The 24223-nt window shown below is 58.2% G+C and carries 25 protein-coding genes; 10 read left to right on the top strand and 15 right to left on the bottom strand.

Features of this window, described 5'->3' with window-relative positions:
* Positions 1–59: 59 nt before the first annotated feature.
* From glcF to AADJ11_RS03250, 4 genes are all read right to left on the bottom strand, one after another.
* Positions 60–1451: a glycolate oxidase subunit GlcF gene (gene glcF / locus AADJ11_RS03265; RefSeq protein WP_341233120.1), complete on the bottom strand. Its 1392-nt coding sequence runs from the start codon at positions 1449–1451 to the stop codon at positions 60–62.
* Positions 1452–1498: 47 nt separating this feature from the next.
* Entirely contained in the window at positions 1499–1864 is a 366-nt protein-coding gene (locus tag AADJ11_RS03260) for a hypothetical protein (protein WP_341233119.1), read from the bottom strand.
* Positions 1861–2979, bottom strand: a complete 1119-nt coding sequence (locus AADJ11_RS03255) for an FAD-binding protein (protein ID WP_341233118.1) — start codon at positions 2977–2979, stop codon at positions 1861–1863. The genes AADJ11_RS03260 and AADJ11_RS03255 overlap by 4 nt, the downstream gene beginning before the upstream one ends.
* A 66-nt stretch (positions 2980–3045) precedes the next feature.
* Positions 3046–4494: an FAD-linked oxidase C-terminal domain-containing protein gene (locus tag AADJ11_RS03250; protein ID WP_341233117.1), complete on the bottom strand. Its 1449-nt coding sequence runs from the start codon at positions 4492–4494 to the stop codon at positions 3046–3048.
* A gap of 82 nt (positions 4495–4576) precedes the next feature.
* Here AADJ11_RS03250 and AADJ11_RS03245 point away from each other — a divergent pair, with 82 nt between their 5' ends.
* Together AADJ11_RS03245 and AADJ11_RS03240 are read left to right on the top strand one after the other, a co-directional pair.
* Positions 4577–5269, top strand: a complete 693-nt coding sequence (locus AADJ11_RS03245) for a DUF599 domain-containing protein (protein WP_341233116.1) — start codon at positions 4577–4579, stop codon at positions 5267–5269.
* 43 nt (positions 5270–5312) lie between these two features.
* On the top strand, positions 5313–5669 hold the full coding sequence (locus tag AADJ11_RS03240; RefSeq protein WP_341233115.1) for a hypothetical protein: 357 nt from the start codon (positions 5313–5315) through the stop codon (positions 5667–5669).
* Between the two features lie 2 nt (positions 5670–5671).
* On the opposite strand, the gene rlmH is transcribed toward AADJ11_RS03240, so the two are convergent.
* The 4 genes from rlmH to AADJ11_RS03220 all read right to left on the bottom strand — a co-directional run bounded on the left by rlmH (position 5672) and on the right by AADJ11_RS03220 (position 9105).
* The gene (rlmH, locus tag AADJ11_RS03235) at positions 5672–6142 is read right to left on the bottom strand and encodes a 23S rRNA (pseudouridine(1915)-N(3))-methyltransferase RlmH (RefSeq protein ID WP_341233114.1); all 471 of its coding nucleotides are present in this window, start codon (positions 6140–6142) and stop codon (positions 5672–5674) included.
* Between the two features lie 18 nt (positions 6143–6160).
* Entirely contained in the window at positions 6161–6538 is a 378-nt protein-coding gene (gene rsfS, locus AADJ11_RS03230) for a ribosome silencing factor (protein ID WP_219579114.1), read from the bottom strand.
* A gap of 473 nt (positions 6539–7011) precedes the next feature.
* A complete protein-coding gene (locus AADJ11_RS03225) occupies positions 7012–7743 on the bottom strand; it encodes a hypothetical protein (RefSeq protein ID WP_341233113.1) in 732 nt (243 codons plus the stop codon).
* A 63-nt stretch (positions 7744–7806) separates the two neighbouring features.
* On the bottom strand, positions 7807–9105 hold the full coding sequence (locus tag AADJ11_RS03220) for a mechanosensitive ion channel domain-containing protein (protein ID WP_341233656.1): 1299 nt from the start codon (positions 9103–9105) through the stop codon (positions 7807–7809).
* A 375-nt stretch (positions 9106–9480) separates the two neighbouring features.
* Here AADJ11_RS03220 and leuC point away from each other — a divergent pair, with 375 nt between their 5' ends.
* From leuC to AADJ11_RS03180, 8 genes are all read left to right on the top strand, one after another.
* Entirely contained in the window at positions 9481–10887 is a 1407-nt protein-coding gene (gene leuC, locus AADJ11_RS03215; RefSeq protein ID WP_341233112.1) for a 3-isopropylmalate dehydratase large subunit, read from the top strand.
* 46 nt (positions 10888–10933) lie between these two features.
* Positions 10934–11344 (top strand): hypothetical protein, encoded by a 411-nt coding sequence (locus AADJ11_RS03210; protein ID WP_341233111.1) that lies wholly within the window; start codon positions 10934–10936, stop codon positions 11342–11344.
* Entirely contained in the window at positions 11341–11946 is a 606-nt protein-coding gene (gene leuD, locus AADJ11_RS03205) for a 3-isopropylmalate dehydratase small subunit (protein ID WP_341233110.1), read from the top strand. The genes AADJ11_RS03210 and leuD overlap by 4 nt, the downstream gene beginning before the upstream one ends.
* A 294-nt stretch (positions 11947–12240) precedes the next feature.
* Complete coding sequence (locus tag AADJ11_RS03200; RefSeq protein WP_341233109.1) at positions 12241–13101, top strand: hypothetical protein; 861 nt, start codon at positions 12241–12243, stop codon at positions 13099–13101.
* 29 nt (positions 13102–13130) lie between these two features.
* On the top strand, positions 13131–14078 hold the full coding sequence (locus AADJ11_RS03195) for an endonuclease/exonuclease/phosphatase family protein (protein ID WP_341233108.1): 948 nt from the start codon (positions 13131–13133) through the stop codon (positions 14076–14078).
* Positions 14079–14143: 65 nt separating this feature from the next.
* Positions 14144–15250, top strand: coding sequence for a 3-isopropylmalate dehydrogenase (gene leuB, locus AADJ11_RS03190; protein ID WP_341233107.1), 1107 nt, complete (start codon positions 14144–14146; stop codon positions 15248–15250).
* Between the two features lie 66 nt (positions 15251–15316).
* On the top strand, positions 15317–16327 hold the full coding sequence (locus tag AADJ11_RS03185) for a DMT family transporter (protein ID WP_341233106.1): 1011 nt from the start codon (positions 15317–15319) through the stop codon (positions 16325–16327).
* A gap of 36 nt (positions 16328–16363) precedes the next feature.
* Positions 16364–17455: a cupin domain-containing protein gene (locus AADJ11_RS03180; protein WP_341233105.1), complete on the top strand. Its 1092-nt coding sequence runs from the start codon at positions 16364–16366 to the stop codon at positions 17453–17455.
* Between the two features lie 23 nt (positions 17456–17478).
* Here the strand turns inward: AADJ11_RS03180 and AADJ11_RS03175 are convergent, their stop codons facing one another.
* From AADJ11_RS03175 to AADJ11_RS03145, 7 genes are all read right to left on the bottom strand, one after another.
* Complete coding sequence (locus tag AADJ11_RS03175; protein WP_341233104.1) at positions 17479–18252, bottom strand: 5-oxoprolinase subunit PxpA; 774 nt, start codon at positions 18250–18252, stop codon at positions 17479–17481.
* 1 nt (position 18253) lies between these two features.
* Positions 18254–19282 carry a biotin-dependent carboxyltransferase family protein gene (locus tag AADJ11_RS03170; protein ID WP_341233103.1) on the bottom strand — a complete coding sequence of 343 codons (1029 nt, stop codon included), beginning with the start codon at positions 19280–19282 and terminating at the stop codon, positions 18254–18256.
* The gene (locus AADJ11_RS03165; protein WP_341233102.1) at positions 19279–20016 is read right to left on the bottom strand and encodes an allophanate hydrolase subunit 1; all 738 of its coding nucleotides are present in this window, start codon (positions 20014–20016) and stop codon (positions 19279–19281) included. Before AADJ11_RS03165 ends, AADJ11_RS03170 begins: the two co-directional genes overlap by 4 nt.
* On the bottom strand, positions 20013–21323 hold the full coding sequence (locus AADJ11_RS03160; protein WP_341233101.1) for a TRAP transporter large permease subunit: 1311 nt from the start codon (positions 21321–21323) through the stop codon (positions 20013–20015). Before AADJ11_RS03160 ends, AADJ11_RS03165 begins: the two co-directional genes overlap by 4 nt.
* 4 nt (positions 21324–21327) lie before the next feature.
* On the bottom strand, positions 21328–21852 hold the full coding sequence (locus tag AADJ11_RS03155; RefSeq protein WP_341233100.1) for a TRAP transporter small permease: 525 nt from the start codon (positions 21850–21852) through the stop codon (positions 21328–21330).
* A gap of 61 nt (positions 21853–21913) precedes the next feature.
* On the bottom strand, positions 21914–22903 hold the full coding sequence (locus tag AADJ11_RS03150) for a TRAP transporter substrate-binding protein (RefSeq protein ID WP_341233099.1): 990 nt from the start codon (positions 22901–22903) through the stop codon (positions 21914–21916).
* Between the two features lie 30 nt (positions 22904–22933).
* Positions 22934–24178: an FAD-dependent oxidoreductase gene (locus tag AADJ11_RS03145; protein WP_341233098.1), complete on the bottom strand. Its 1245-nt coding sequence runs from the start codon at positions 24176–24178 to the stop codon at positions 22934–22936.
* Positions 24179–24223 lie beyond the last annotated feature (45 nt).

Here is a 24223-nt window from a genome sequence, read left to right as displayed (position 1 = left end):
GTTCGCTAAATATGGAACCCACCGCTAATGGCAAGATGAGGCATAAATAGGGCAAGACGTCACCGCAGTTTCGGAATCTCGCCCTTGGGGTCATACTCGCGGGTCAGCGCCGGTGGTTTCGGCCCGCCGCTGGCCCAATCCAACAGCTCGACCGTATGCACAACAGGAATGCCCGCAGCCGACCCGATTTGCATCATGCAGCCGATATTCCCGGCGGCAATCACATCGGGGTTCTTGGCCTTTAGGGTTTTAATTTTGCGATCTTTCAACTGCTTTGAAATCTCTGGCTGCATCAGATTATAGGTGCCCGCCGACCCGCAACACAGATGGGAATCGGCCGGTTCGACAACGGTGAACCCGGCCTGCTTTAGCAGATCCTTGGGATAGGTCTTGATCTGCTGGCCGTGCTGCAAAGAACACGCCGCGTGATAGGCAACAACCATCCCTTGATCTACCGGCTCACGTGGCACAACGGCATTTGTTCCGGCTATGTTATACTTGGCGGGGCGGGGTGCTGCGTTGGTATCCTCTGTCTGTTTCAGATCGATCAGCACCTCTGACACATCCCGCGCAATCGCCGATACCCGCGCCGCATCCGCCGCTAGGGGATCATTGCGAAACATATGCCCGTAATCCTTGACGGTGGTGCCGCAGCCGGACGTGTTGATAACAATGGCGTCCAGCCCCTGCCCGTCAATCTCGGCGCACCATGCTTTGATATTTTTCGCCGCCGTTGCATGGCTTTCGCGGGTTTTGCCCATGTGATGTGTCAGTGCCCCGCAACATCCGGCCCCTTCCGCCACCACAACCTCGCAGCCCAACCGCGTCAGCAGACGGATCGTGGCATCATTAATGTCCGTGTTCAGCGCCTTTTGCGCGCAGCCCGTCATCAGCGCCACACGTTTCTTGCGCGCACCTTGCGGGGCAAAGCTTTGCGGATCATCATTGCGGCTGACGGGCGGGATGGTCTTGGGCGCCATCTCAAGCATCGCTTTAAGCCGCGCGTCCGGCATCAACCGCGCAAAGGGCCGCCCGATCTTGGCCCCCAGCAACGCCAAACGAAACCGTGTCGGATAGGGCAAAATTTGCGCTAAGATCCACCGCAGCGCCCGGTCGCTGAAAGGCCGCTTGTAGCGCTGTTCGATATAGTCGCGCGCGTGGTCCACCAAATGCATGTAATGCACCCCCGACGGGCAGGTCGTCATGCAGGCAAGGCAGGACAGGCAGCGGTCGATATGTTTGACCGTCTTGGCATCCGGGTCACGGTCATTTTCCAGCATGTCCTTGATCAGGTAAATGCGCCCTCGCGGGCTGTCCAGCTCATCCCCCAACACTTGATAGGTCGGGCATGTGGCTGTGCAAAAACCGCAATGCACACAGGCGCGCAATATCTCGTTGCTGCGTTTGATTGCAGGGTTTTTCAGCTGATCTGGGGTGAATGTGGTTTGCATGGAAAACTCCGGCGATTACAGGTCACGGCCCGTGGACCATTGGTATGTCAGGGGGCAAGGATACTGGCCCAAGCCAGCCCGAACCAAGGGATAGTGGTGCCAATCGCACCCAAAAAGGACGTCCAACGCCGGAATTTCTGCCCCGGATAGGCACGGCGCAGGGCCTGAGTGACAAAGGCCAACACGCCGATCCACGCCAGCCAAATCAACAACAGACTGACCCCGGCCATCAGCATCTCTGCATCCAAAGGACGTGCCAAGCCATAGCGTATGGCTAGGGCGGCAGCGGCGCTCACTAGGGCAAACGACAAAAGAAACAGCATTTGCCCCCTGGTCGGCTGGCGTTTCGTCATCACGCGAAAAATCAGCGGCCCGACGACAAACACCAGTAAAAAAAAGAGGATCAGCGTCATGCCGCATGGTCCATCAAGCCCGCGTTAAAGATGCCCTTGGGATCAAACTGCGCGCGCAATTTCGACGTCAGCCGCGCCAGACCGCCGGGTTCGGGGTGGAACATGCCCAATCGCGCTTTGCTCTCGGCGCTGGCCCGGATCAGGGTCGCGTGGCCGTCAAACGCCCCCACGGCTTGGCGCAAATCATGGCCGGTGGTGGTTAACATCCAGATCAGCCCACCGGCCCAATCGTAAAACCACGCCTGTGCACCGGACCGCGCCGCGATGGCGGGGCCATCAGATGGCTTGCAAGACACCCGCCACACATCGCCATCCTTGCCGTGAAACGCGGCCACATCACGGGTATCGGCCCATGTCGCGTCAGATGCTGCAGCATCGCGAACATCTATTTCCGCGCCAGTCGCGCCCAACACTTCGCGAAGCTTGCCCAACCTATACGCAACCGAGGCTTCGAACCCTTCAACCCGCAGCTTCGTTTCCTGACGTTCCGGATCATGCGCCGCCCCTGTTACCTCAAACGGGCTGCCAAGCGCCCGCGCCATCGCCGCCACACCGCCCGCGTCATCCAAACCATGCAAGATCAGCGTGGCGTGCGTTTCCGGCTTGGGCAGCACCTTCAACGATACCTCGCTCAGCACACCAAGGGTTCCATAAGACCCCGCCAACAGCTTGACCAGATCATAGCCGGTGACATTCTTCATCACGCGCCCGCCGTTCTTGACGACAGCACCCTGCCCGTCGACATATCGAACGCCTAACAGAAAATCGCGCGCCGCGCCGACGGAAATACGACGCGGGCCGCTCACGTTCGCGGCCATCACCCCACCAATCGTTGGCGTGCCCCGGGTACCCAACAATGCCCGATGATCCATCGGCTCGAACGCCAACCGCTGGTTCTCACCGGCCAGCGCCGCTTCGATTTCAGCCACTGGCGTGCCCGCCTTGGCGACCACAGTCATGGCACCAGGCTCGTACAATGTAATGCCGGTTAAACCCGCAACAGATAGAACCTGCCCGCCGACCGGAACGCCGCGCGTGCCGCCGCCCTGAACTGCCAATGGACCGCCAGCGCCCTTAACCGCGTCCACAAGTGCCTGTTCTGAAGTGATGTCCATTCTTCTCTGGCTCCTAAATATCCAAATCCAGCCCTATGCCCCAAACACGGGCGGCCAGCTGTCAGCCTACTCCGCGGCAATCTTCACCGCGCGGCGGGTTTCGGACGCATCCAGCGGAAATACTTTGGCCGGGTTCAACAACCATGCTGGGTCAAAAACATCCTTCACGGCCATCTGTGCATTCAGATCAGCGGCCGCATATTGCACATGCATCAAGTCACGCTTCTCAATTCCCACGCCATGCTCGCCGGTAAGACAACCGCCCACCTCGACGCATAGCTTCAGCACCTCGGCACCGAATTCTTCGCACAGCTCCAGATCGCCGGGTTTATTCGCATCAAACAGGATCAGCGGATGCATATTGCCATCGCCTGCGTGAAATACATTCCCGACCTTCAGGCCGAAATGATCGCTCATCTCGCCGATACGTTTCAGCACATGCGGCAAGGACGACACGGGGATCGTGCCATCAAGACACATATAATCGTTGATCTGGCCCATCGCCCCAAAGGCCGATTTGCGGCCCAGCCAGATTTTGGCGCTTTCCTCCGCAGACTTGGATTGGCGCAACTCGACCGGGTTATGCCGCCGCGCGATGTCCGAGATCAGCTCAAGCTGGTGGTCAATCTCGGCGTCCGATCCCTCGACCTCGACGATCAACAGGGCCTCGCACATTGGATAGCCCGCTTTGGCAAAAGCCTCGGTTGCCTCGATACAGGGCCGGTCCATGAATTCGATTGCGACAGGCAAAACACCGGCCTTGATAATGTCGGACACACAGGTGCCCGCGACCTCATTATCGTCAAAGCCGATTAGAACGGGCCGTGCGCCTTCGGGTTTGTGCAAGATGCGCAGGGTTGCTTCGGTGACAACGCCAAGCTGCCCTTCGGACCCGCAGACCAAGCCCAGCAGATCAAGCCCCCCTGCATCCAGATGTGCGCCGCCGATGTCGATGATTTCACCATCCATCAGCACCACTTTGACGCCCATCAGATTGTTCGTGGTCACACCGTATTTCAAACAATGCGCCCCGCCCGAATTCATCGCGATATTGCCCGCAATGGCACAGGCCAGCTGGCTGGACGGATCAGGCGCATAGAAAAAACCGTTCTCTTCGACCGCGCCGGTCACGCTGAGGTTCGTGCGCCCGGTCTGTACGCGAATGATGCGGTTTCCGTAATCTGTCTCGATCACATCGTTCATCCGGGCCACGCCCAAGATCACGCAATCCGCCGTTGGCAGCGCGCCACCCGCAAGGGATGTGCCCGACCCGCGCGGTACGACCGGCACGCCTTCCTCGTGGCAGATGCGCAGCACATCCGACACTTCCTGTGTGGATGACGGCAGCACAGCCACCATGGGCGGGCATTTATAGGCGGTTAGGGCATCGCATTCATAAGCGCGGGTTTCACGTTCGTCGTGAATAACCGCATCGGGCGGCAAGACACCTTGCAACCGTTCAACCACCCGCGCCTTGCGGGCCATGATTTCAGGGTTGGGAATAGGCATTTCCATGGCGCACCTCGCATTTTGGTAAAATAATATTACCAATTTAAGCCATTGGCAAGCTGGAACCGTCCAGCGTATGCATCATTGCATGACTTGGATGGATCGCCTTGCCCTTTTCGGGCCGCTAGATTGCGCCGCACTGGCTTGCATTTTTATTCTATGGTTCGGCATCGGTTGGCTGACCGAGAATTCAGGCACTAAACGCCCGTCGATGTCGCAACTGATGGCGGTGCACCGGCGCGAATGGATGGTTCAGATGATCACGCGCGAACCGCGGATTTTCGACGCTCACATTCTGGGCACCCTGCGCCAAAGCACTGCATTCTTCGCCTCGACCAGTGTGATCGCTTTGGGTGGTACATTGGCGCTGCTGGGCAATTCGGAACAACTTGCAACCGTGGTCGAAGACCTGTCCCTGACCGACCTGCCCACCATCGTGTGGGAGCTGAAGATGCTGTTGCCGTTGTTTTTTTTGGCCAACGGCTTTTTGAAATTTGTCTGGTCAAACCGTCTGTTTGGCTACTGCTCGGTATTGATGGCCGCTGTTCCGAATGACGCGAAAGATCCCCGCGCGCCGCAAATGGCAGCAAAAGCCGCTGAAATTAACATCACCGCAGCGCGGAGCTTTAATCGAGGGCTGCGATCGCTTTACTTTGCACTGGCCAGCCTACCATGGCTGATCGGCCCGATCCCGTTAATTATTGCAGCTATTGTTACTGTTACTATTGTTGGACGACGTGAATTTAAATCAGAGTCCCGGCGCATCCTATTGGAAAGCTGACGCAGACGACATATATCTATTTTTTAAATCCTTTGGTGAAATTATGTTCAAGATCGCATTCGCAACCGCACTTGTCTTAAGCGCGCAATACGCCGCTGCAGATAATGCGGTGATTGAAAACGTTCGCGCCGTGCAAACGGATGGCCTGTGGACCTTTGATGTCACCATCAGCCATGACGACAAAGGGTGGGGCCATTTCGCCGACGCGTGGCGAATTTTGGACGGCTCTGGCAACCAAATAGCGATCCGCGAGCTTATTCACCCACATGTCGACGAACAGCCGCTGACGCGGTCGCTGTCGGGTGTTGCGATCCCACCCGGCATTACCGAAGTCGGCGTTCAGGCGCGCGACACGATGAACGGCTGGTCCGACGACATCAAAAAGGTGAAGCTTAAGTAGGGTTAGACCCGGTGATACGGGCCGCCCGACAGGATCGAGGCGGCGCGGTACAACTGTTCGGCCAGCATCACACGCACCAGCATATGCGGCCAGACCATCTTGCCAAATGACAGCGCGTGGTCTGCATCATTGCGCAAATCCTTGGCGATGCCATCAGCACCCCCAATCACAAACGCAATGTCACCGCGCCCCTGATCACGCCAACCCCCAAGCCGGTTGGCAAAGTCGGGCGACGGCTCAACCCGCCCGCGTTCATCCAGAACGCAGATCAACGATCCATCCGGGATCACACGGCGCAGCAATGCAGCCTCGGCCGCCATTCCGCCGTTTTTCTTATCTTCAACTTCGAGAATTTGTGCGGGGCCAAGGCCCAGCGCACGGCCTGTCCGATCAAACCTTTTCAGGTAATCATCGATCAGTTCTTTTTCTGGTCCGGCGCGCAAACGCCCGACCACGCAGATATGAACGCGCATGCCAAAAGCCTTGCGGGCTTAGTGTGGCATGACGGCTGGTGGCTCAGGTGTGTCTGTAGGCATCCACATCTTTTCCAGCTGATAGAATTCGCGCACTTCGGGGCGGAAGACGTGAACGATCACATCGCCTGTGTCGATCAAAACCCAGTCGCCTGTGTCTTTACCTTCGACGCGAGGCGTGCGGTTGTATTCGTCCTTAACCATCTGTGCCAGTTTTTCGGCAATCGACGATACCTGACGCGAAGACCGGCCAGAACACACGACCATATAGTCGCCGATAGCCGTTTTGCCGCGCAGATCAATTTGCACGATATCTTCGGCTTTGTCGTCGTCCAGTTGGGATAGGATCGAAGCGAGAAGTGCGTCGCTTGTTGTTACATTTGTGTCGGCAGTCATCATTGCTGCCTGCGGGTGCGCAGCGGGAGCTGCGTTTGAGAGAGTAGACAGGACATTGTCCTCCTTTAGGCGCGCCGACAGTCCCCCGGCGCTGGGGATACTTTAGGATATGCCCACATGGGTGAAATTTCAATGACAAGCAAGGCGATCAGGCAGTTACCAGCCGTCTTGTGTAGCAATACCGCCCTCTTGCGGGGCAACCTATCTCAACACACCACGTTCAGAAGCCGGAAAAGCGCCTTTATGGTAGGAGCGTCCCTGTAGGAGAAAAGTCGTATATGCTCTTCTTTACAAAGGGCTAATTGGTTTCGCATTTGTGCGGCTCATGCGCTGAATTACCCGCCGCCCAAAAGTAACGTGGCGTTCATGCACAACAATCCAGCCCTTCCCGGGGGATGCTGTGTTTTACCGCCTGATTCGACGCACCTACGCCCCGGCCACGCCAAAATAGCGGCTTATCAAGAATCGGGTGGTTAGCTTTTGGCGTAGCGAACGAACAAGTCGCGCCATCCTTGATCCAAGGCGGCCACGGCATTTGGATCGACGTCACGCACGTCCTCCCAATACCGGCCCGTTGGTGTATGATAGCCAAGCGCGTCTTCTTTCTCGCGCAGCGCAGCATAGCGGGCGCGGTCCAGATCAAGGTTGGCCCGACGGTTGCGCAGCCTGTCCGGCTTTGCGCGGGGGAACAGCAGGGCAGACGGGTCTTGGGACAGGTTTACGCAGCAGCATCCCTGCTCTGCCGCGACCAAGGCCAAGCGGGCGGATTTCGCCCCCAGATCGCGCAGCGTAATGTCATCGCGCAACGGATCGGCCGTACCCGTTCCGTAAAAATGCGTATCGCCAGATTTCGGATACACCATATCGCAGCCCATAAAGGCCAGAACCGTGGGCCGCAAAGCCGAAAGCGCCCAATAGCCCGTGGTAAAGGCCATCGTCCCACCCGCATAGACAAAGCCGCCGAAACCGTTTTGCGCGGGCACAAAGGCATTCGCCCCTACCAGTCGTTGATCGGCTGCGACGCTATCTGGCATGCGGTCAGCGGGGAAATCTTCGGGATAGACCAGCGCATTCCAATCGGGGCGCACACGCCAGGCGTTGTTCATAACAACGATGTGGTCGAACCATTCAGCAGGCCAGCTTTGGCTTTCCGTCACATTCGGCCCGCTGCCCAATATCAACACCACTTTTTGTTCATCGATCATGGGCTTTGCCAATCTGCTATCGCGCAATGTGAAGATGATAGAAGATATGCGTCCAACAACAAGCTAATCCTCAACTAAGGCGGGTGGGTTGGTGTCGAGCATTTTGACCTCGCGCTGCGGGAACGGGATAGAGATGTCATGTTCCTTGAACGTATCCCAAAGCGCCAGATACACATTGCCGCGAATATTCGTCAGTCCGCCGGTCGGGTCTTTGATCCAGAACCGCAGAATGTAATCGACGCTGCTATCGCCAAAGCCGACGATATGACAAACGGGCGCTTTGAACGACAACACACGCTCCACGCCTTGGGCGGCCTCGATCGCCAGTTTCCGCACCACATGCGGATCGTCACCGTAAGCCGTGCCAAAATAGATATCGAGGCGCACAAAATCGTTGGAATGCGACCAGTTCACCACCTGTCCGGTAATCAGGTCTTCGTTTGGGATCAGGTATTCCTTGCCGTCGCGCGTGACGACGGATGCATAGCGCGCACCCAAAGTTTGAATCCAGCCAAAGGTTTCCCCAAGGCTGATCACATCCCCCGGTTTGATCGATTTATCAATCAGGATGATGATGCCCGACACGAGGTTCGACACCACCTTTTGCAGACCAAAACCAAGGCCGACACCAATGGCACCCGACAATACCGCAAGCCCGGTCAGATCGATGCCAACCGCCTTGACCCCCATAAAGAACGCGATGCCATAGAACGTCAGCTGGATGCCCTTGACCGCCAGCACCTGCATCGACGGGCTGATGTCTTCGTTTTTGCGAATGGTCGCGGCGGTGGTTTGGCTAAAAATCCGCGCGACCGCGAAAAGCAGGCCAATCACCACAAGCGCCGTAATCACCGTGAGAACGGACAGCCTGAAATCCCCGACATGCAGTGCCAGCGAATCCAAAAACGCTGAAACGCTATCGACGACATTCAGGAAATACAGCGTCGCATAAATCCACAGGCCCCACGTGACCAAGCGGCGCATCGGACGGTTGCGCACCAGCCGGGTGGCAAAGGCGATGCAGACCCAGACCGACACCAACGTCGCGAAAATACCGATCAGATAGGATCGCGACGGCCAAGTGATGTTCTGCATCACCAGATAGATCCCGCTCGATATCGCGGCGAACCAGATTAGGCCCAACCGCCGCTTGATCTGCACGACCATGCGCAGCTGCCATTTTGACCACCCGTCATGGCGGCGCACCCACGCCTGAATCCAGTTGCCCGACAGGTGATGCAGCGCCCATGCGACCAGCGCCACGGCAATCAGGATCAGGATCTGATACTGCCGCCATCCGGGATACAGCAGGCTTTCGCCCAGACCGACGCCGCCGGCAATCAGCGCCTGAATGCTTTCCATGAACGTGGCAAAGGGATCAGGGGTCATCGACAAAAACCTCGTGCGCAAGGTGAATAATTCATCCTGCGATGGTGGGACAATCGGCACGATTGGGCAAGCGGTGATCCGCACCACCTATGATCCGCAGCACCAACGGCCCGTAATACTGCCCCCGATGGGCCGTCAGCCGCCTTGCCTGTAGGGCTGAAAGGGTCTAATTAGCGCTTTATGACACATGTTTCAGACAACTTGTTCAACATCTGCGACCGTGCACGCCTGCGCGAACGCTTTTTTGGGGCGACCCACACCGTGCTGGCACGACTATAAAGCCTGCTTGCGCCTTGGCGCATTCCGTCTGACGACCACCAATCACACTTATTTACGGGAGAGGACCACATGTCCCCCAAAACGCTCTATGATAAAATCTGGGATGCCCATGTTGCGCACGAAGCCGACGATGGCACCTGCTTGCTTTATATCGACCGCCATTTGGTTCACGAAGTAACCAGCCCGCAGGCCTTTGAAGGCTTGCGCATGACCGGCCGCACCGTGCGCCGCCCGGATCAAACCATTGCGGTGCCCGATCACAACGTGCCCACCACGCTGGACCGTGCCAACGCCGCCACAATGACCGAAGACAGCCGCGTTCAGGTGGCAGCACTTGATACCAACGCCAAGGAATTCGGCTTGCATTATTACCCCGTGTCCGACGTGCGTCAGGGCATCGTGCACATCGTCGGCCCCGAGCAAGGCTGGACCCTGCCCGGCATGACCGTTGTATGCGGTGACAGCCACACGGCGACCCATGGTGCATTCGGGTCATTGGCCCACGGTATCGGCACGTCCGAGGTTGAACATGTTCTGGCCACGCAAACGCTGATCCAGAAGAAATCCAAAAACATGAAGGTCGAGATCACCGGCAAACTGCCATTGGGTGTGACCGCCAAAGACATCACCATGACCGTCATCGGAGAAACCGGCACCGCTGGCGGCACCGGCTATGTCATCGAATATTGCGGCGAAGCGATCCGCGAGCTTTCGATGGAAGGGCGCATGACCGTCTGCAACATGGCAATCGAGGGCGGCGCGCGCGCTGGCCTGATCGCGCCGGATGAAAAGACGTTCGAATATTGCATGGGCCGCCCGCACGCCCCCAAAGGCGCACAATGGGAAACTGCCCTTGCATGGTGGAAAACGCTTTATTCCGATGACGACGCGCATTGGGACAAGGTCATCACGATCAAAGCCGAAGACATCGCGCCTGCGGTCACGTGGGGCACTTCGCCCGAAGACGTGCTGCCAATCACGGCCAAAGTTCCCGCCGCTGCGGATTTCAAAGGCGGTAAGGTCGATGCGGCCAAGCGGTCCATCGAATATATGGGCCTGACCGAAGGCATGCCGTTGACCGACATCAAGATCGACACGGTCTTTATCGGGTCCTGCACCAATGGCCGGATCGAGGATTTGCGCGCAGCTGCCGCAATCCTGAAAGGCAAAAAGATCAAGGAAGGCATGCGCGCCATGATCGTCCCGGGCTCCGGCCTTGTTCGTGCGCAGGCCGAGGAAGAAGGCCTAGCCGATATCTTTAAGGACGCAGGTTTTGAATGGCGTCTGGCAGGGTGTTCCATGTGTCTGGCGATGAACCCTGACCAGTTGGCACCGGGCGAACGCTGTGCTGCCACGTCGAACCGCAACTTTGAGGGTCGTCAGGGCCGGGGCGGACGCACCCACCTGGTGTCACCCGCAATGGCGGCGGCTGCGGCGATTACCGGCCATCTGACCGATGTACGCGAGATGATGTAAGGTTTTGGCAAGGGTTTCAGCCCTTGCCAGACAGTAAGGACACAGCATGCAAAGACGCAGCTTTCTATCCATGATCGGCGCGGTCAGCCTGACGCCACTGTTGCCAGCCCTCGGTGCATCCGCACCGGCAGCGGCAATGGCGAACGGCTATAACCGCTATCAGTACGGGCTGGCGGTATTCCACGCCCGTACGCGCATTGGATTGAACGCCGCTGACCTGATTGCCAAGCTTCGGGTCAACCCGGCGCAAGCACATGCGATGATGGGGGAAATGTCAGCCTCTGGCATTCTAACCCGAAGCGCTTCGGGTGCGGTTACTGTGTCCTCAAATCGTATCACGTCCAAACCTTATGTGCGCAAAGCGCTTCGTCAGATCATTGACGGCGCTTGTGACGCACCCATTGAACAAACCGCAGAAACACAGCCCAGCGGTTCCCAAACTGGAGTTCAATCATGAACAAGTTTACCACCCTCAGCGGCATCGCCGCCCCCCTGCCCTTGATCAACATCGACACCGATATGATCATTCCAAAGCAGTTTTTGAAAACAATCAAACGGTCCGGCCTTGGCGTGAACCTGTTTGACGAAATGCGCTATGATGACGACCGCAACGAAATTCCCGAATTCGTTCTGAACAAGCCGCAGTACCGCGATGCGCAGATCCTTGTTGCGGGCGATAACTTTGGCTGCGGATCGTCGCGCGAACACGCGCCATGGGCGATTGCTGACTTCGGTATCACATGCGTGATTGCCCCCAGCTATGCCGATATTTTCTATAGCAACTGCTTTAAGAACGGCATTCTTCCCATCGCATTGCCGCAAGAGCAGGTCGATGTCTTGATGAAAGATGCCGAAAAAGGGGCGAACGCCCGCATCGAAATCGACCTTGAAGCACAAACGATTACCAGCTCTGATGGCGAGGTTTTCACCTTCGATGTCGACCCCTTCAAGAAGCATTGCCTAATGAACGGGCTGGATGACATCGGTCTGACCATGGAAAAGGCGGCTTCGATCGACAGTTTTGAAGCTAACGCGTCCCAAGCACGTCCTTGGGTCTAAATTTTTTCAAAAAACAAGCGAACTAAATTTCACCTCTATAGTGGGCCGCCAAATCCGGCCCACTACATATAGTGCTTGCCTTATTTTTGACCCACCATTGGTGCATTATCGCACCACCTGCTCCTTCAAAATGCCCGATACATTACGTCTTATTTAACATCGGACTTGAGAACTTTGGCAAAAGAAGGCATGAATTGGGCAAGAATGAGGCAGGCCTTCGTCGTCAGAGGGCAACAAGTTGGAACAAGCACGCGGCATTGAATCGTGGCTGGCCAGTCTTGGAAGGGTAGTTTTGTGATTGCACGCATAGCAGGCGCGGGAGCGCGTGGCATCCTTGTGGCATTGTTAGTCACCACACCAGCCTTGAAGCTGCCAGGTACCGTTACTGACGCCAACCAAATCACCATGCTGATCGCGTTGCTGGCGTCTTTTCTGACTTTTGTCGAATATAACTCGAAATATCCCAGCATCGTTGAATTCCGCGACGCCCCGCCTTTCAACCGGCTGCGGTTTGCGTCGCTGTTTGCGACCGTGATCGTGCTGACATTGATCCTGAAACATAAATCAGACCCTTCCGGCATTTCGCAAGCGTTGACGTCAATCGGCACAATCCTTGGCAACGCCATGGATTTCCCGTTTTCTCCGGTGCGGATGATTGTTCTGATGCTGCCGGAAAACTCGGATTTCGCGCTGGTTGAATCCGTCCGGGTGTCGGCTGGTATGGCCTACCTTATCTCGCTTATCTCGATGGCGGCCTTTGTTTTCTTGGTGCGCGTGTTGAATTGGCCCACCCGCAAAGGGGCGTTTAACGTCTGGGTCAACATGCCTTTGTTCGACCCGACAGCAGGCGGTGACGTGATCAACCGCCTTCGCCGTGACGCTCGGATCAACATCGTGCTGGGCTTTTTGCTGCCCTTCGTGATCCCCGCAGTGGTCAAGGCGGCCTCTGATCTGATAGACCCGATCACATTGGAGCACCCGCAAACCCAGATTTGGACCGTCGCCGCATGGGCATTTCTTCCCGCCAGTATGATTATGCGCGGCCTTGCGCTGAGCAAGATTGCCGACATGATCGGGGAAAAACGTCGCCGCGCCTATGCCGCCGAAAAGAAGGCGGAAACAGACGACAACAAAAAGAATATGCAGCCAGCATAGCCGTCTGCCTGCTGGTCCTACCGGCCCCTTTGTGGGCTGACCCTCTCCGCATCGCCACCTATAACACTGAACTGTCACGCGATGGTCCCGGCCTTTTGCTGCGCGACATTCTAAGGGGTTCTGATCCGCAGATTGATGCGGTGGTACAGACCATTGCGCAGGTGTCCCCCGATATTTTGGTCCTCCAAGGGTTCGATTACGATTTGGGTGGCGCGGCCCTGTCTGCCTTTGCTGATCTGTTGGCAGATGGCCGGGCCGCTTACCCCACCCAATTCGCGCTGCCGCCGAACGCAGGCTTGCAGACAACGTTAGACATGGATGGCGACGGTAAAACCGGCGGGCCGCGTGATGCGCAGGGCTACGGCAGATTCTTCGGCGATGGCGCGATGGCGATATTGTCGCGCTATCCTATCGTGACAGACCAGGTGCAGGATTATTCCACCCTGCTGTGGCGCGACCTGCCCGGCGCGACCCTACCCACGACAGACGCGGGGCCGTTTCCATCTGTTGCCGCGCAGCAAGAACAGCGTTTGTCATCGCACGGACATTGGGTCGTTCCCGTCGAAACACCCACACATGGCACGGTCACGCTGATGACCTCGCACGCGACGCCGCCGGTCTTTGACGGCCCCGAGGATCGCAACGGTTTGCGCAACCAAGACGAGATCCTGTTCTGGGATCATTACATGGGCGGCGCTTTTACCGTGCCACCGTCCGAGAAATTCGTACTGCTTGGCGATATGAACAACGACCCAGACAAGGGCGAAGGGTTGAAACCGGCGATCCATCGATTGCTGGATCACCCCCTGCTTCAAGACCGGCTGGAAGGTCAGCCAACCGCTCAATTTGAAGGGCTGGGCGAGATGCGCGTGGATTATCTGCTGCCCTCAAGTGACTGGCACGTCATTGCCTCGGGTGTTGTCAGAAACCCCGCTGCCAGCCGCCACAGCCTGATCTGGGTCGATCTTGACCGCTAGCCGTTCTTGACGCCCCTAGCTGCTCGCGCTACGCCGCTTGCAACATATTTTGCAGGAGTTTCCCCATGGCCAACCCAACATTGCTTATCCTCGCCGGTGACGGCATCGGCCCCGAGGTCATGGACCAGGTTGTCCGCATCATTGATTGGTACGGCGATAAACGTGATCTGGCCTTTGACGTTGAACATGATCTGGTCGGCGGTGCCGCCTATGACAAGCACGGCACACCCCTGCATGACGACACGATGGCCAAAGCGCTAGAGGCCGACGCCGTCCTGCTGGGGGCCGTTGGTGGCCCCAAATACGATGATCTGGATTTCAGCGTAAAGCCCGAACGCGGGTTGCTGCGTTTGCGCAAGGAAATGGATCTGTTCTCCAACCTGCGCCCTGCGCAATGTTTTGACGCTTTGGCGGATTTCTCGTCGCTCAAGAAGGAACTGGTTGCCGGTCTGGATATCATGATCGTGCGCGAACTGACGTCCGGCGTTTATTTCGGCGAACCGCGCGGGATATTCGAAGAAGGCAACGAACGCGTTGGCATCAACACTCAGCGTTATACGGAATCCGAGATTGACCGCGTTGCGCGGTCAGCGTTCGAGCTGGCCCGCCGCCGTGGCAACAAGGTTTGTTCGATGGAAAAAGCCAACGTGATGGAATCCGGCATCCTGTGGCGCGAAGTTGTGCAAAAAGTCCACGACGAAGATTACCCCGACGTCGAGCTGTCGCATATGTACGCTGATAACGGCGCGATGCAGCTGGTTCGCGCGCCCAAGCAGTTTGACGTGATCGTGACCGACAACCTGTTCGGCGACATCCTGTCTGACTGTGCCGCGATGCTGACCGGATCGCTCGGTATGCTGCCCTCCGCGTCTTTGGGCGCACCGAACGCCAATGGCCGCCCCAAAGCAATGTACGAACCCGTACACGGTTCTGCGCCCGATATCGCGGGCCAAGGCAAGGCGAACCCGATCGCCTGTATCCTAAGCTTTGCAATGGCGCTGCGCTATTCCTTTGACCAAGGCGACGAGGCCACGCGTCTGGAAAACGCAATCGAAAAGGTGCTGGCCGATGGCGCACGCACGGCCGATCTCATGGGTCCCGAAGGGGGCACGCCGATTTCGACAACGCAGATGGGTGACGCCATCCTTGAGGCGCTAGACGCCAGCCTCTAAGCTTTGCGCAACCCTCGGCTTGGGATCAAGTCGGGGGGCTGCACACACGACAAAGGGGCAGACGGCATGAACGATACAAAAAACACTCCCGGCCCCTCTGTGACCCGCAACACCACCCTGCGCGGGATGGTACTGGGGCTGGCTGCGTTCGCCGTCTACGCCACCCATGACGCCGCGATCAAACAGTTGGGCGAAAAATACTCCCCCGTGCAGATCGTTTTCTTTGTGGTTTTGCTCAGCTTTCCTGTCGTCACCCTGATGCTGATCAGCGACAAGACCGCCGCAAACTTGCGGCCACGGGAACCTTTCTTGATCTTGGTACGCACCGTCGCTGTCGTTGTCGGCGGGTTCAGCGCCTTTTATGCGTTCTCGGTCCTGCCCTTGGCCGAAACCTATGCCATTCTGTTCGCCGCCCCGATCCTGATCACAATCCTGTCTGTCCCTATTCTGGGCGAGGTCGTGCGCGCACATCGTTGGATCGCTGTCGTCGTTGGCATGCTTGGCGTGTTGATTGTGTTGCGCCCCGGCACTGCCGAGCTGGGGCTTGGTCACCTTGCCGGATTCGTATCGGCCTTTTGCACCGCCCTGACAGCCGTCGTCATGCGCAAGATCGGCGGCGGTGAACGTCGCGAGGTGCTGCTGCTCTATCCGCTATTGGCGAATTTCGTGGTGATGCTGTGCCTGCTGCCGCTTGTCTATGTGCCAATGCCTTTGGCTGACCTCGGCTTGGTTCTGGCTGTATCCGTGCTGGCGGTCCTTGCGATGACGCTGATGATCCGCGCCTATACCCTTGCCGATGCGGCGCTGGTCGCCCCGATGCAATACAGCCAGATCATCTGGGCCGCGCTGTTTGGCTGGCTGTTCTTTAATGAAACAACAGACCTGATGACCTTTGTCGGCGCAGGGGTGATTATCAGCAGCGGTATTTACATCGTGGTGCGCGAAACCAGTGGCACCGTGTCGTTGAACAAGCCCGTACTGCGCGCCCTAAGCCGCCGCCCCGAAATGGGCGGTCTGCCCCGCATCAGCCTTGCCAATCCCGAAATTCAGCAAACCGTTGAGGATGCCAGCGATTAGTGCCAGTGTCGCGCTGATCCCAGCCGGAAGACCCACATGACCACACCCATCCAAGCCGAAGTATTGCTGCCCACTCAAGAGCTGCGGAATGATCTGCCGTTTTATACTAAAACGCTTGGCCTGCGATTGGATAGCATCTTTCCCGCCGATGATCCGTCGGTGGCCAGCTTTTCAGGCCACGGTTTGCGCATCCGTATCGAAAAAGGGGCGGATGTACCGCCCGGCAAAATCCGCATCCTGACCGATGATCCTGACGGTTTCGCGGATGGTACCCGCGCGCTGGTGGCCCCCAACGGCACGCAAATCGAAATCGCACCGCTTTCGCCCACAGTTGACCAGCCCCAAACGCAGCACGAATTCGCCGTGCGCCGCCTGCGCGACGAGGCCCCTTGGGTGATTGGCCGTGCGGGCATGCACTACCGTGATTTGATCCCATCGCGGCTTGGCGGATCGATCATCGCCAGCCACATCCGCATTCCCGATGGCGGCCCGGTGCCGGATATGGTGCATTACCACACGGTCGGGTTTCAGCTGATCTTTTGCTACCGCGGTTGGGTCGATGTCTTGTACGAGGACCAAGGCGATCTGATCCGCCTGCACGCGGGCGATTGTGTCACACAGCCGCCCGGCATCCGCCACCGCGTCGTCGAAGCATCAGCCAATATCGAGGTGATCGAGATTGGCGTGCCTGCTGAGCACGTGACCACCATCGATCACGAGATGACCCTGCCCAACGGCAAAGGCGACCCGATGCGCGAATGGGACGGCCAGCGTTTTGTGCATCACCTGAAAGACGGTGCCGTCTGGCAGCCCTTCCGCATCCCCGGCTTTACCGCGCGTGACACAGGGATCAGCGACGGCACCAAAGGCGTGGCCGGTATCCAAGTGGTGCGCACTGACGGGCAAACCCCGCCGCCCAGCAAACATGACGCCGACATCCATTTCACCTTTGTGATGGAAGGGTCGATGACCCTGACCGCCGAAGGCCAAGACCCGCGCGACCTGCAGCCCGGCGACGCCTTTGTCATCCCGCCGGGGATGGTCGCGCAATACACCAACTGCTCGTCCGATCTTGAGCTGTTGGAATCCGCCCTGCGCGGCGACTTTGCCACCACCCTTCTGGATTAGACTAGTTTGGCGAGCGGCCTGCGTTACGCCCCCGTGCGCCCCTCGAAACACTTCAATGCGATGCCAGCCTCTTGCAATGCGGTTTTGACAGAGCGCGCGATATCAACCGCCTCTGGCGTATCACCATGCAAGCAAATCGTGTCGATGGCGGCGGGGATTTCCTTGCCGCTTTCGGTGATGATCGCACCCGCCTGAACCATTTTGACCATCCGCTGGCCGGCAAGGGCTGCATCATGGATCACGGCACCGGGCTGGGACCGATCCACCAGCGTCGCATTGTCGTTATAGGCGCGGTCGGCGAATATCTCTCCGGCCCATTTGCAGCCCAGCGATTGCGCCGCGTCTTGTTGTGCCGTTGCCGACAGCACCATGACGATCAAATCGGGGGCCACGCTTAGCGCAGCCTCGTATAGATCACGCGCAAGGATCTCGTCCTCGGACGCCATATTGGCCAGCGCACCGTGCAGTTTCAGGTGGCGCACCTGCGCCCCGATGCTGCGCGCCATGCCGACGCTTGCGGCCACCTGATAGCGGACCTGATTTTGCAATGTGCTGCGCGGCACTGACATGCGGTTGCGGCCAAAGCCTGCAATGTCCATGAACCCCGGATGCGCGCCAATGCCCACGCCGTTTTCATGCGCCATTTTCATCGTCGCCGCCATCACATCGGCGTCGCCCGCATGGCCGCCACAGGCGATATTGGCCGAGCTGATGATTTTCAGCAAAGCCGCGTCATCGCCCATTTTCCAGGGGCCAAAGCTTTCGCCCATATCGGCGTTCAGATCGACGGTGATCATGTCAGGTATCCTTTTCAAACGGGTTATCGGTGGCCGAGGTCACGCCCCCCACCAATTGGTAAGACAGCAGGTTTTTGATTGTAGCGGGATCACGGACGAGGGCGGTTATCTGGCCCGGCAGCGCCTTGATGTCGCGGCGGTGCTGGGTCTCAAGCGCGATGGCCTGATCAAGCGTGACAAATTCAAAGGTGATTTTTGTGCCAGCCGGGGCCTGTGCCACGCGCGGCAAGTCACGCGGGATCACAGTACCGATGCGGGGGTAACCGCCAGTGGTTTGCGATTCCCCCATCAACACAAAAGGCGCGCCATCGCCGGTGATCTGGATATCACCCGGTACGATAACTTCTGACAGGATGGTAAGCCCGCCCTCGGCATAGAACCCTTCGCCGTCGTGATCCATACGCACGCCCATGCGGTTGGCGCGGGGGTCGCGGGCGAACTGCGTGCTGGTAAAGCGGTCGCGTTCCGCTGCCGTAAAGCGGTCGGTTTGCATGCTGGCGACCACACGGACAACGCCGCCATCGAAACGCATATCACGTGGCAGCAGCATGCCCGTCCCGCGCCCTTTGTCAGCGCCAATCGGAAAACGATCACCTGCTTTCAATGCAGCGCCCAGACCGGCGCTCAGATGGCTGGCACGCGCACCCAAGGCGGGCTCTGTCGCGATGCCGCCGCCGACGTGCAAATAGCCATAGGTGCCGGATGTCGCCCCGCCGATGGTCAGCTTGGCCCCAGCAGGCAGCAGATGACTGGCGTTCCAAACGATAGCCTCGCCGTCGATATTCGCGGTCATGCTGGCCCCGGTTAGGGCAATGCGAATGTCAACGTCAGCGGTAAACGTGCCGCCGGTGCCTGTCATCTCGATCACCGCCAGATCGGGCGATTGGCCCAACAATGCAGCCCCTTCGTAGACGGCAACCAGATCGGCAGCCCCGCCTTTGGTCAGCCCTTGGGCCAACCATCCGGCGCGACCACGGTCTTGGATCGTGAGGGCAGGACCGGCCTGCGCAATTGTCATCGTCGTGGTCATGACAGCACCTCGGTCTCTGCGCCGCCAGCGCCGCTGTCATCAGTCGCGAGAATATTGTCGTATTCACTGCGCGAGATGGATGGAAAGCAAAGCTCATCCCCCGGAGAGAGCGAAAAGGGACTGTCGCTGCGCGGGCGGAATGTCTTGAACGCTGTCTGCCCGATATGCCGCCATCCGGTGGGCGACGCGTTGGTGAAAATGATCAACTGCCGGATTGCGACGATCAAGGCACCGGCGGGCACCGATTTCGTCAATGCCTGTTGGCGCGGGATATCCCAGTTCTTTGGCAGCTCGCCCATATAGGGCTGACCGGGGGCGAAACCGATGGTCAGCACGCGCACACGGGCCTGCGACAGCTCCGCAATCGCGGCGTCGGGATCAAGGCCAGCCAGTTCGGCGGCTTCCTCAAGCTGGGGGGCCAGATCGGTGCCATAGACGGTCGGGATGTGCCACAGCGTGCGGCCAGAGGGCAAAGGCGCTGTGTACCAGTCTTGCGTCGCCAGCAGATCATTCAGCCGCGTCAACATATCGTCCAGCGGTTGCGTGACCAGATCGACCTGCAGAAAGGTCGACACCAGCGATGTACTTGTCTCGGACACCTCAGGCCAATCCGCAGCATCAACGGCTGCACGAAAGGACAATGCCGCGCGATTGGCGGGTTCTGACATGGTATCGGCAAAGCTGATTAGGATACCGGTAAGGCCGACCGTTTGTATTTTAGGGAACGCGCTCATGATGGCCCTTGTCTGATGTTGTCTGGCAACCATGTGGCAATGTCCGGAAAGAAGATCAACACAAACACCATGACCACCATGATCGCAAACATCGGCAACGCGGCCTTGGTGATGTATCCCATTTCGTGATCCGTCATGCCTTGCAGCACAAACAGGTTAAACCCGATCGGCGGGGTGATTTGCGCCATCTCGACCACCACGACGACAAAGATGCCGAACCAGATCAGATCGATCCCTGCGTCACGCACCATGGGTTCGACCACGGCCATGGTCAGCACTACAGATGAAATTCCATCAAGGAACATGCCCAGCACGATGTAGAACACCAGCAGCGCCATCAGCAGTTCAAAGCGCGAAAGCTCCATCCCTGCGATGCCATCGGCCAATGCGCGGGGCAAACCGGTAAAGCCCATCGACAGCTTTAGGAACGCCGCCCCCGCGAGGATCAGCGCAATCATTGCCGAGGTGCGCATCGCGCCCATCAGGCTTTGTTGAAAGCTGTCCCAATTCAGCGACCCTTGCAAAAGCGCCAGCACCAACGCGCCAATCACACCAATAGCGGCGGCTTCGGTCGCGGTGGCGAACCCCAGATACATCGACCCGATCACAACCGAAATCAGCGCAAACACCGGCAGCAAGAAACGCGAATTGCGCAGCTTGTCGGCAAAGCTCATGTCGCGTTCAACCGTGGGGTTCCAGTCTTTGGAGGTGAGCGAGATAAACGCCACATAAGCCATGAACATCACTGCCAGAAACAAGCCCGGCAGCACACCGGCAAAGAACAGTTTGGTGATGCTCTCGTTGACCGTCACGCCATAGACGATCAGCGCCAGCGATGGTGGGATCATCAGGCCAAGGGTGGCGGCACCGGCCAACGTACCGATGATCATCTTTTCGGGATAGTTGCGCGCCCGCAGTTCGGGGATCGACATCTTACCGACGGTGGTCAGTGTCGCGGCGGATGATCCCGACACGGCGGCAAAGACTGTGCAGCCGACGATATTTGTATGCACCAGCCCGCCGGGCAGCTTGGCCAGCCACGGCGACAGACCTTTGAACATATCCTCGGACAGGCGGGTGCGAAATAATATCTCGCCCATCCAGATGAACAGGGGCAGCGCTGTCAATGTCCAAGAGCTGGAGCTGGCCCAGATCGTTGTGACCATCGCGTCGCCTACGGGGCGGGTTGTAAACAGCTCCATCCCGACCCAGGCAACCCCCATAAGGGCAAGGCCCACCCAGACGCCGGTGCCCAGCAAAAAGAATAGAACGACGAGGAAGAGGACGATTGCGTAAAGTTCGGTCATCGCATCATTCCCCAAAACTTTGATCGACCAGATCGCGGGTCAGGCGGTGTTCGCCCTTTACGATCAGGTTAAGCAGATTGTCTGTCAGGGCGATGGCAAGGATCGCACCGCCAACCACCATCACCGATTGCGGTATCCAAAGGGCCGTGGCGTCTTGGGCCTGACTGACCTCGTTAAACTTCCACGACCAATAGACGAACCAATAGGCGTAATAGGTGAAATACCACGCGATTGCCGCAGCCAACCCAAAGCACCAGATATCCAGCAGCCGTTTGGGGCCATCCGGCAACGCGTTCAGCAAAATCGACACGCGAATATGCGACCCGCGGTTCAGCGCATTGGCAAAGGCCAGAAAGCTGGCCCCTGCCATCGCATACCCGGCATAGCTTGCGGCACCGGGAAAGACCTCGCCGGTCCAGCGGGCAACCATTTGCACGACAATCAACATCAGGATCGCGACCAGACACATGGCGGCCAAAGCCCCTGACATTAGGTAAAGGGCATCAAGCGATTTGCGCAGGGCTTTCATAGGTCTCTCTCCGGTCAGCGGAAGAATGGCGGCCCGAGGTATAGGGCCGCCAAAGAGATGCTTATTGCATCGACTTATAGCTATCGACGATGGCCTTGCCGTCATCGCCAGCTGATTCCAGCCATTCAGACGTCATGGTGTCCCCCACAGCGCGCAGGCCCGTCATCAGCTCTTCGCTGGCGGCTTCGACTTTCATGCCGCCGTCGCGCAGACCGTCATAGGTGAACTGGGTATAGTCCTTGGACGCCTGCAAACCGCGGGCTTCAGCCTCGGTTGCGCAGGTGGTGATGACACCCTTGTTTGCATCAGACACGTCCGACCAAATATCGCTGTTCACCATGATATAGTTGCGCGGCAACCATGCATCGACTTCGTAGAAGTTCGTGAGGCTTTCCCAAACCTTCTGGTCATAGCCCGTCGCACCGCTTGAGATCATCGATTCAGCGACGCCAGTGGCAAAGGCCTGGCTTAGCTCCGCCGCTTCGATGGTGACGGGCAACATGCCGGTTAGTTCAGCCAGACGGCTGGTGGCGTTGTTATATGACCGGAATTTGACGCCTTTCATGTCCTCGACGCTGTTCACGTCTTTCTTGAAATACAGACCTTGGGGCGGCCATGGCACGTTATACAGCAGCGTCAGGTTCTGCTCGGCCAGCAGCTCTTCGATCTTGGGTTTCGCGGCTTTCCAAAGTGCTGCGGAATCATCAAACGAGGGCGCTAGGAATGGAATGGAATCAAAGCCGAACAGCGCATTTTCATTCTGGTGACCGGACAGCAGGCGTTCACCCAGTTGTACTTGGCCGGTCTGAATGGCGCGTTTGATGTCAGCGCCCGCGATCAGCGATCCACCGGGGTGAACGGTGATCTCGATATCGCCAGACGTGCCATCGGTCACGCATTTCGCGAATGCCATGCCGTTCTCGGAATGGAAGTTAGACGCGGAATAGGCCATTGGCATATCCCATTTTTCGGCTGCCAGTGCGGGCAGCGCGCTTGTCATTGCGATTGCCGCAGTGGCAACGCCAGTCATCAGTTTATTGGTCAGTTTCATGTTTCTCTCCTTGTTGGTGATTTCGATGGTTCAGTCGTTGCTGAACCGTTGTGGATGATAGGGTTTCATGTCGGTATTCATTGGCTGATCCATGATCATGCCTGCAATCAGACGCCCGGTTTTAGGCCCGCCAGTCAGCCCGATGTGGTGGTGGCCAAAGGCGGTATAGACCCGGCTGCGGCCAACCTGCCCGATCAGGGGCAGGCTGTCGCTGGGGGCCGGCCTGTGCCCCAGCCATTCGATTTCATTGCTGGCTTTCAGGTTTGGGAATGCGGCCTTGGCCTGACGGCGCAGCAAGGCCAGCGGCGCTTTGGAGGGGCCAGCCTCAAGCCCGCCAAACTCAAGAATACCCGCGCAGCGCACGCCTTGGGCCATTGGGGTAGCCACGAATTTACCGCTGGCGATCATGATCGGGCGCGATGGCCCGCCGGTCGCCCCTTCGAATATCACGTGATAGCCACGCTCGGATTCCAGCGGGACGTTCAGACCTAGCTTGGCCATCAGCGGCTTTGACCAAACCCCTGTTGCCAGCACGATATCATCACAAGCCACGGTCCCTTGGCGGGTTTGCACGGCGGTTACAGTACCATCGGTAAGGTCGAAATCCTTGACCTCGGCCTGCATAATGGTGCCGCCCGCCTGTTCAAACGCGCGCGCCAACGCGGCGACATAGCCACCCGGATCGCGGATAAACCCGTGATCCTTTAACGTGGCCAAACAGGTGATTTCAGGCCCTAACGCGGGCTCATACTCGTGTACCGCGCCACCTTCGATCAATTCGGGGGTGAACCCCGCCTGCGCCCGCAGCGCCCATGTATATGCCTCGGCGTCAAAGTCGGCGCGGCTGCGATAGGCAAAGACATAGTCGCTGTCAGTCACCCAATCAGACAGACCCAGATCGGCGGTCAGGCGTTTGTGTTGCTCAACGCTGTCGCTGACAATCGGGGCAAGGGCCGCTGAAATGCGCCGTGTGTCGGCGTCATTGGCATAGCTTAGGTATTTCCGCAGCCACGGCAGCAAGCGCGGCAGATAGGACAGGCGCAGATACAGCGGCACGTCGCGGTCCAGCAGCATGAACGGTGCCTTGCGCAGCAATCCCGGCCCGGTGACCGGCGCAACACCGCTTGCTGCCAGCACACCAGCATTGCCATGCGACGTGCCCGTGCCGGGGGCAGCGCGATCAATGATCGTCACCTTTGCGCCAGCACGCTGCAACCATATGGCCGCCGAAACGCCGACGATGCCAGCGCCAATAACAGCAACATGGCGGGTCATCGCGAAGTCCCCTGCGGAGAAGGTTTAAGTTTACGCATGGTCATG

The sequence above is a fragment of the uncultured Sulfitobacter sp. genome (assembly GCF_964021855.1).
GTDB lineage: Bacteria > Pseudomonadota > Alphaproteobacteria > Rhodobacterales > Rhodobacteraceae > Sulfitobacter.
Note: the sequence above shows the minus strand (reverse complement) of the source record. Positions and strands in the feature narration are given on the sequence as shown.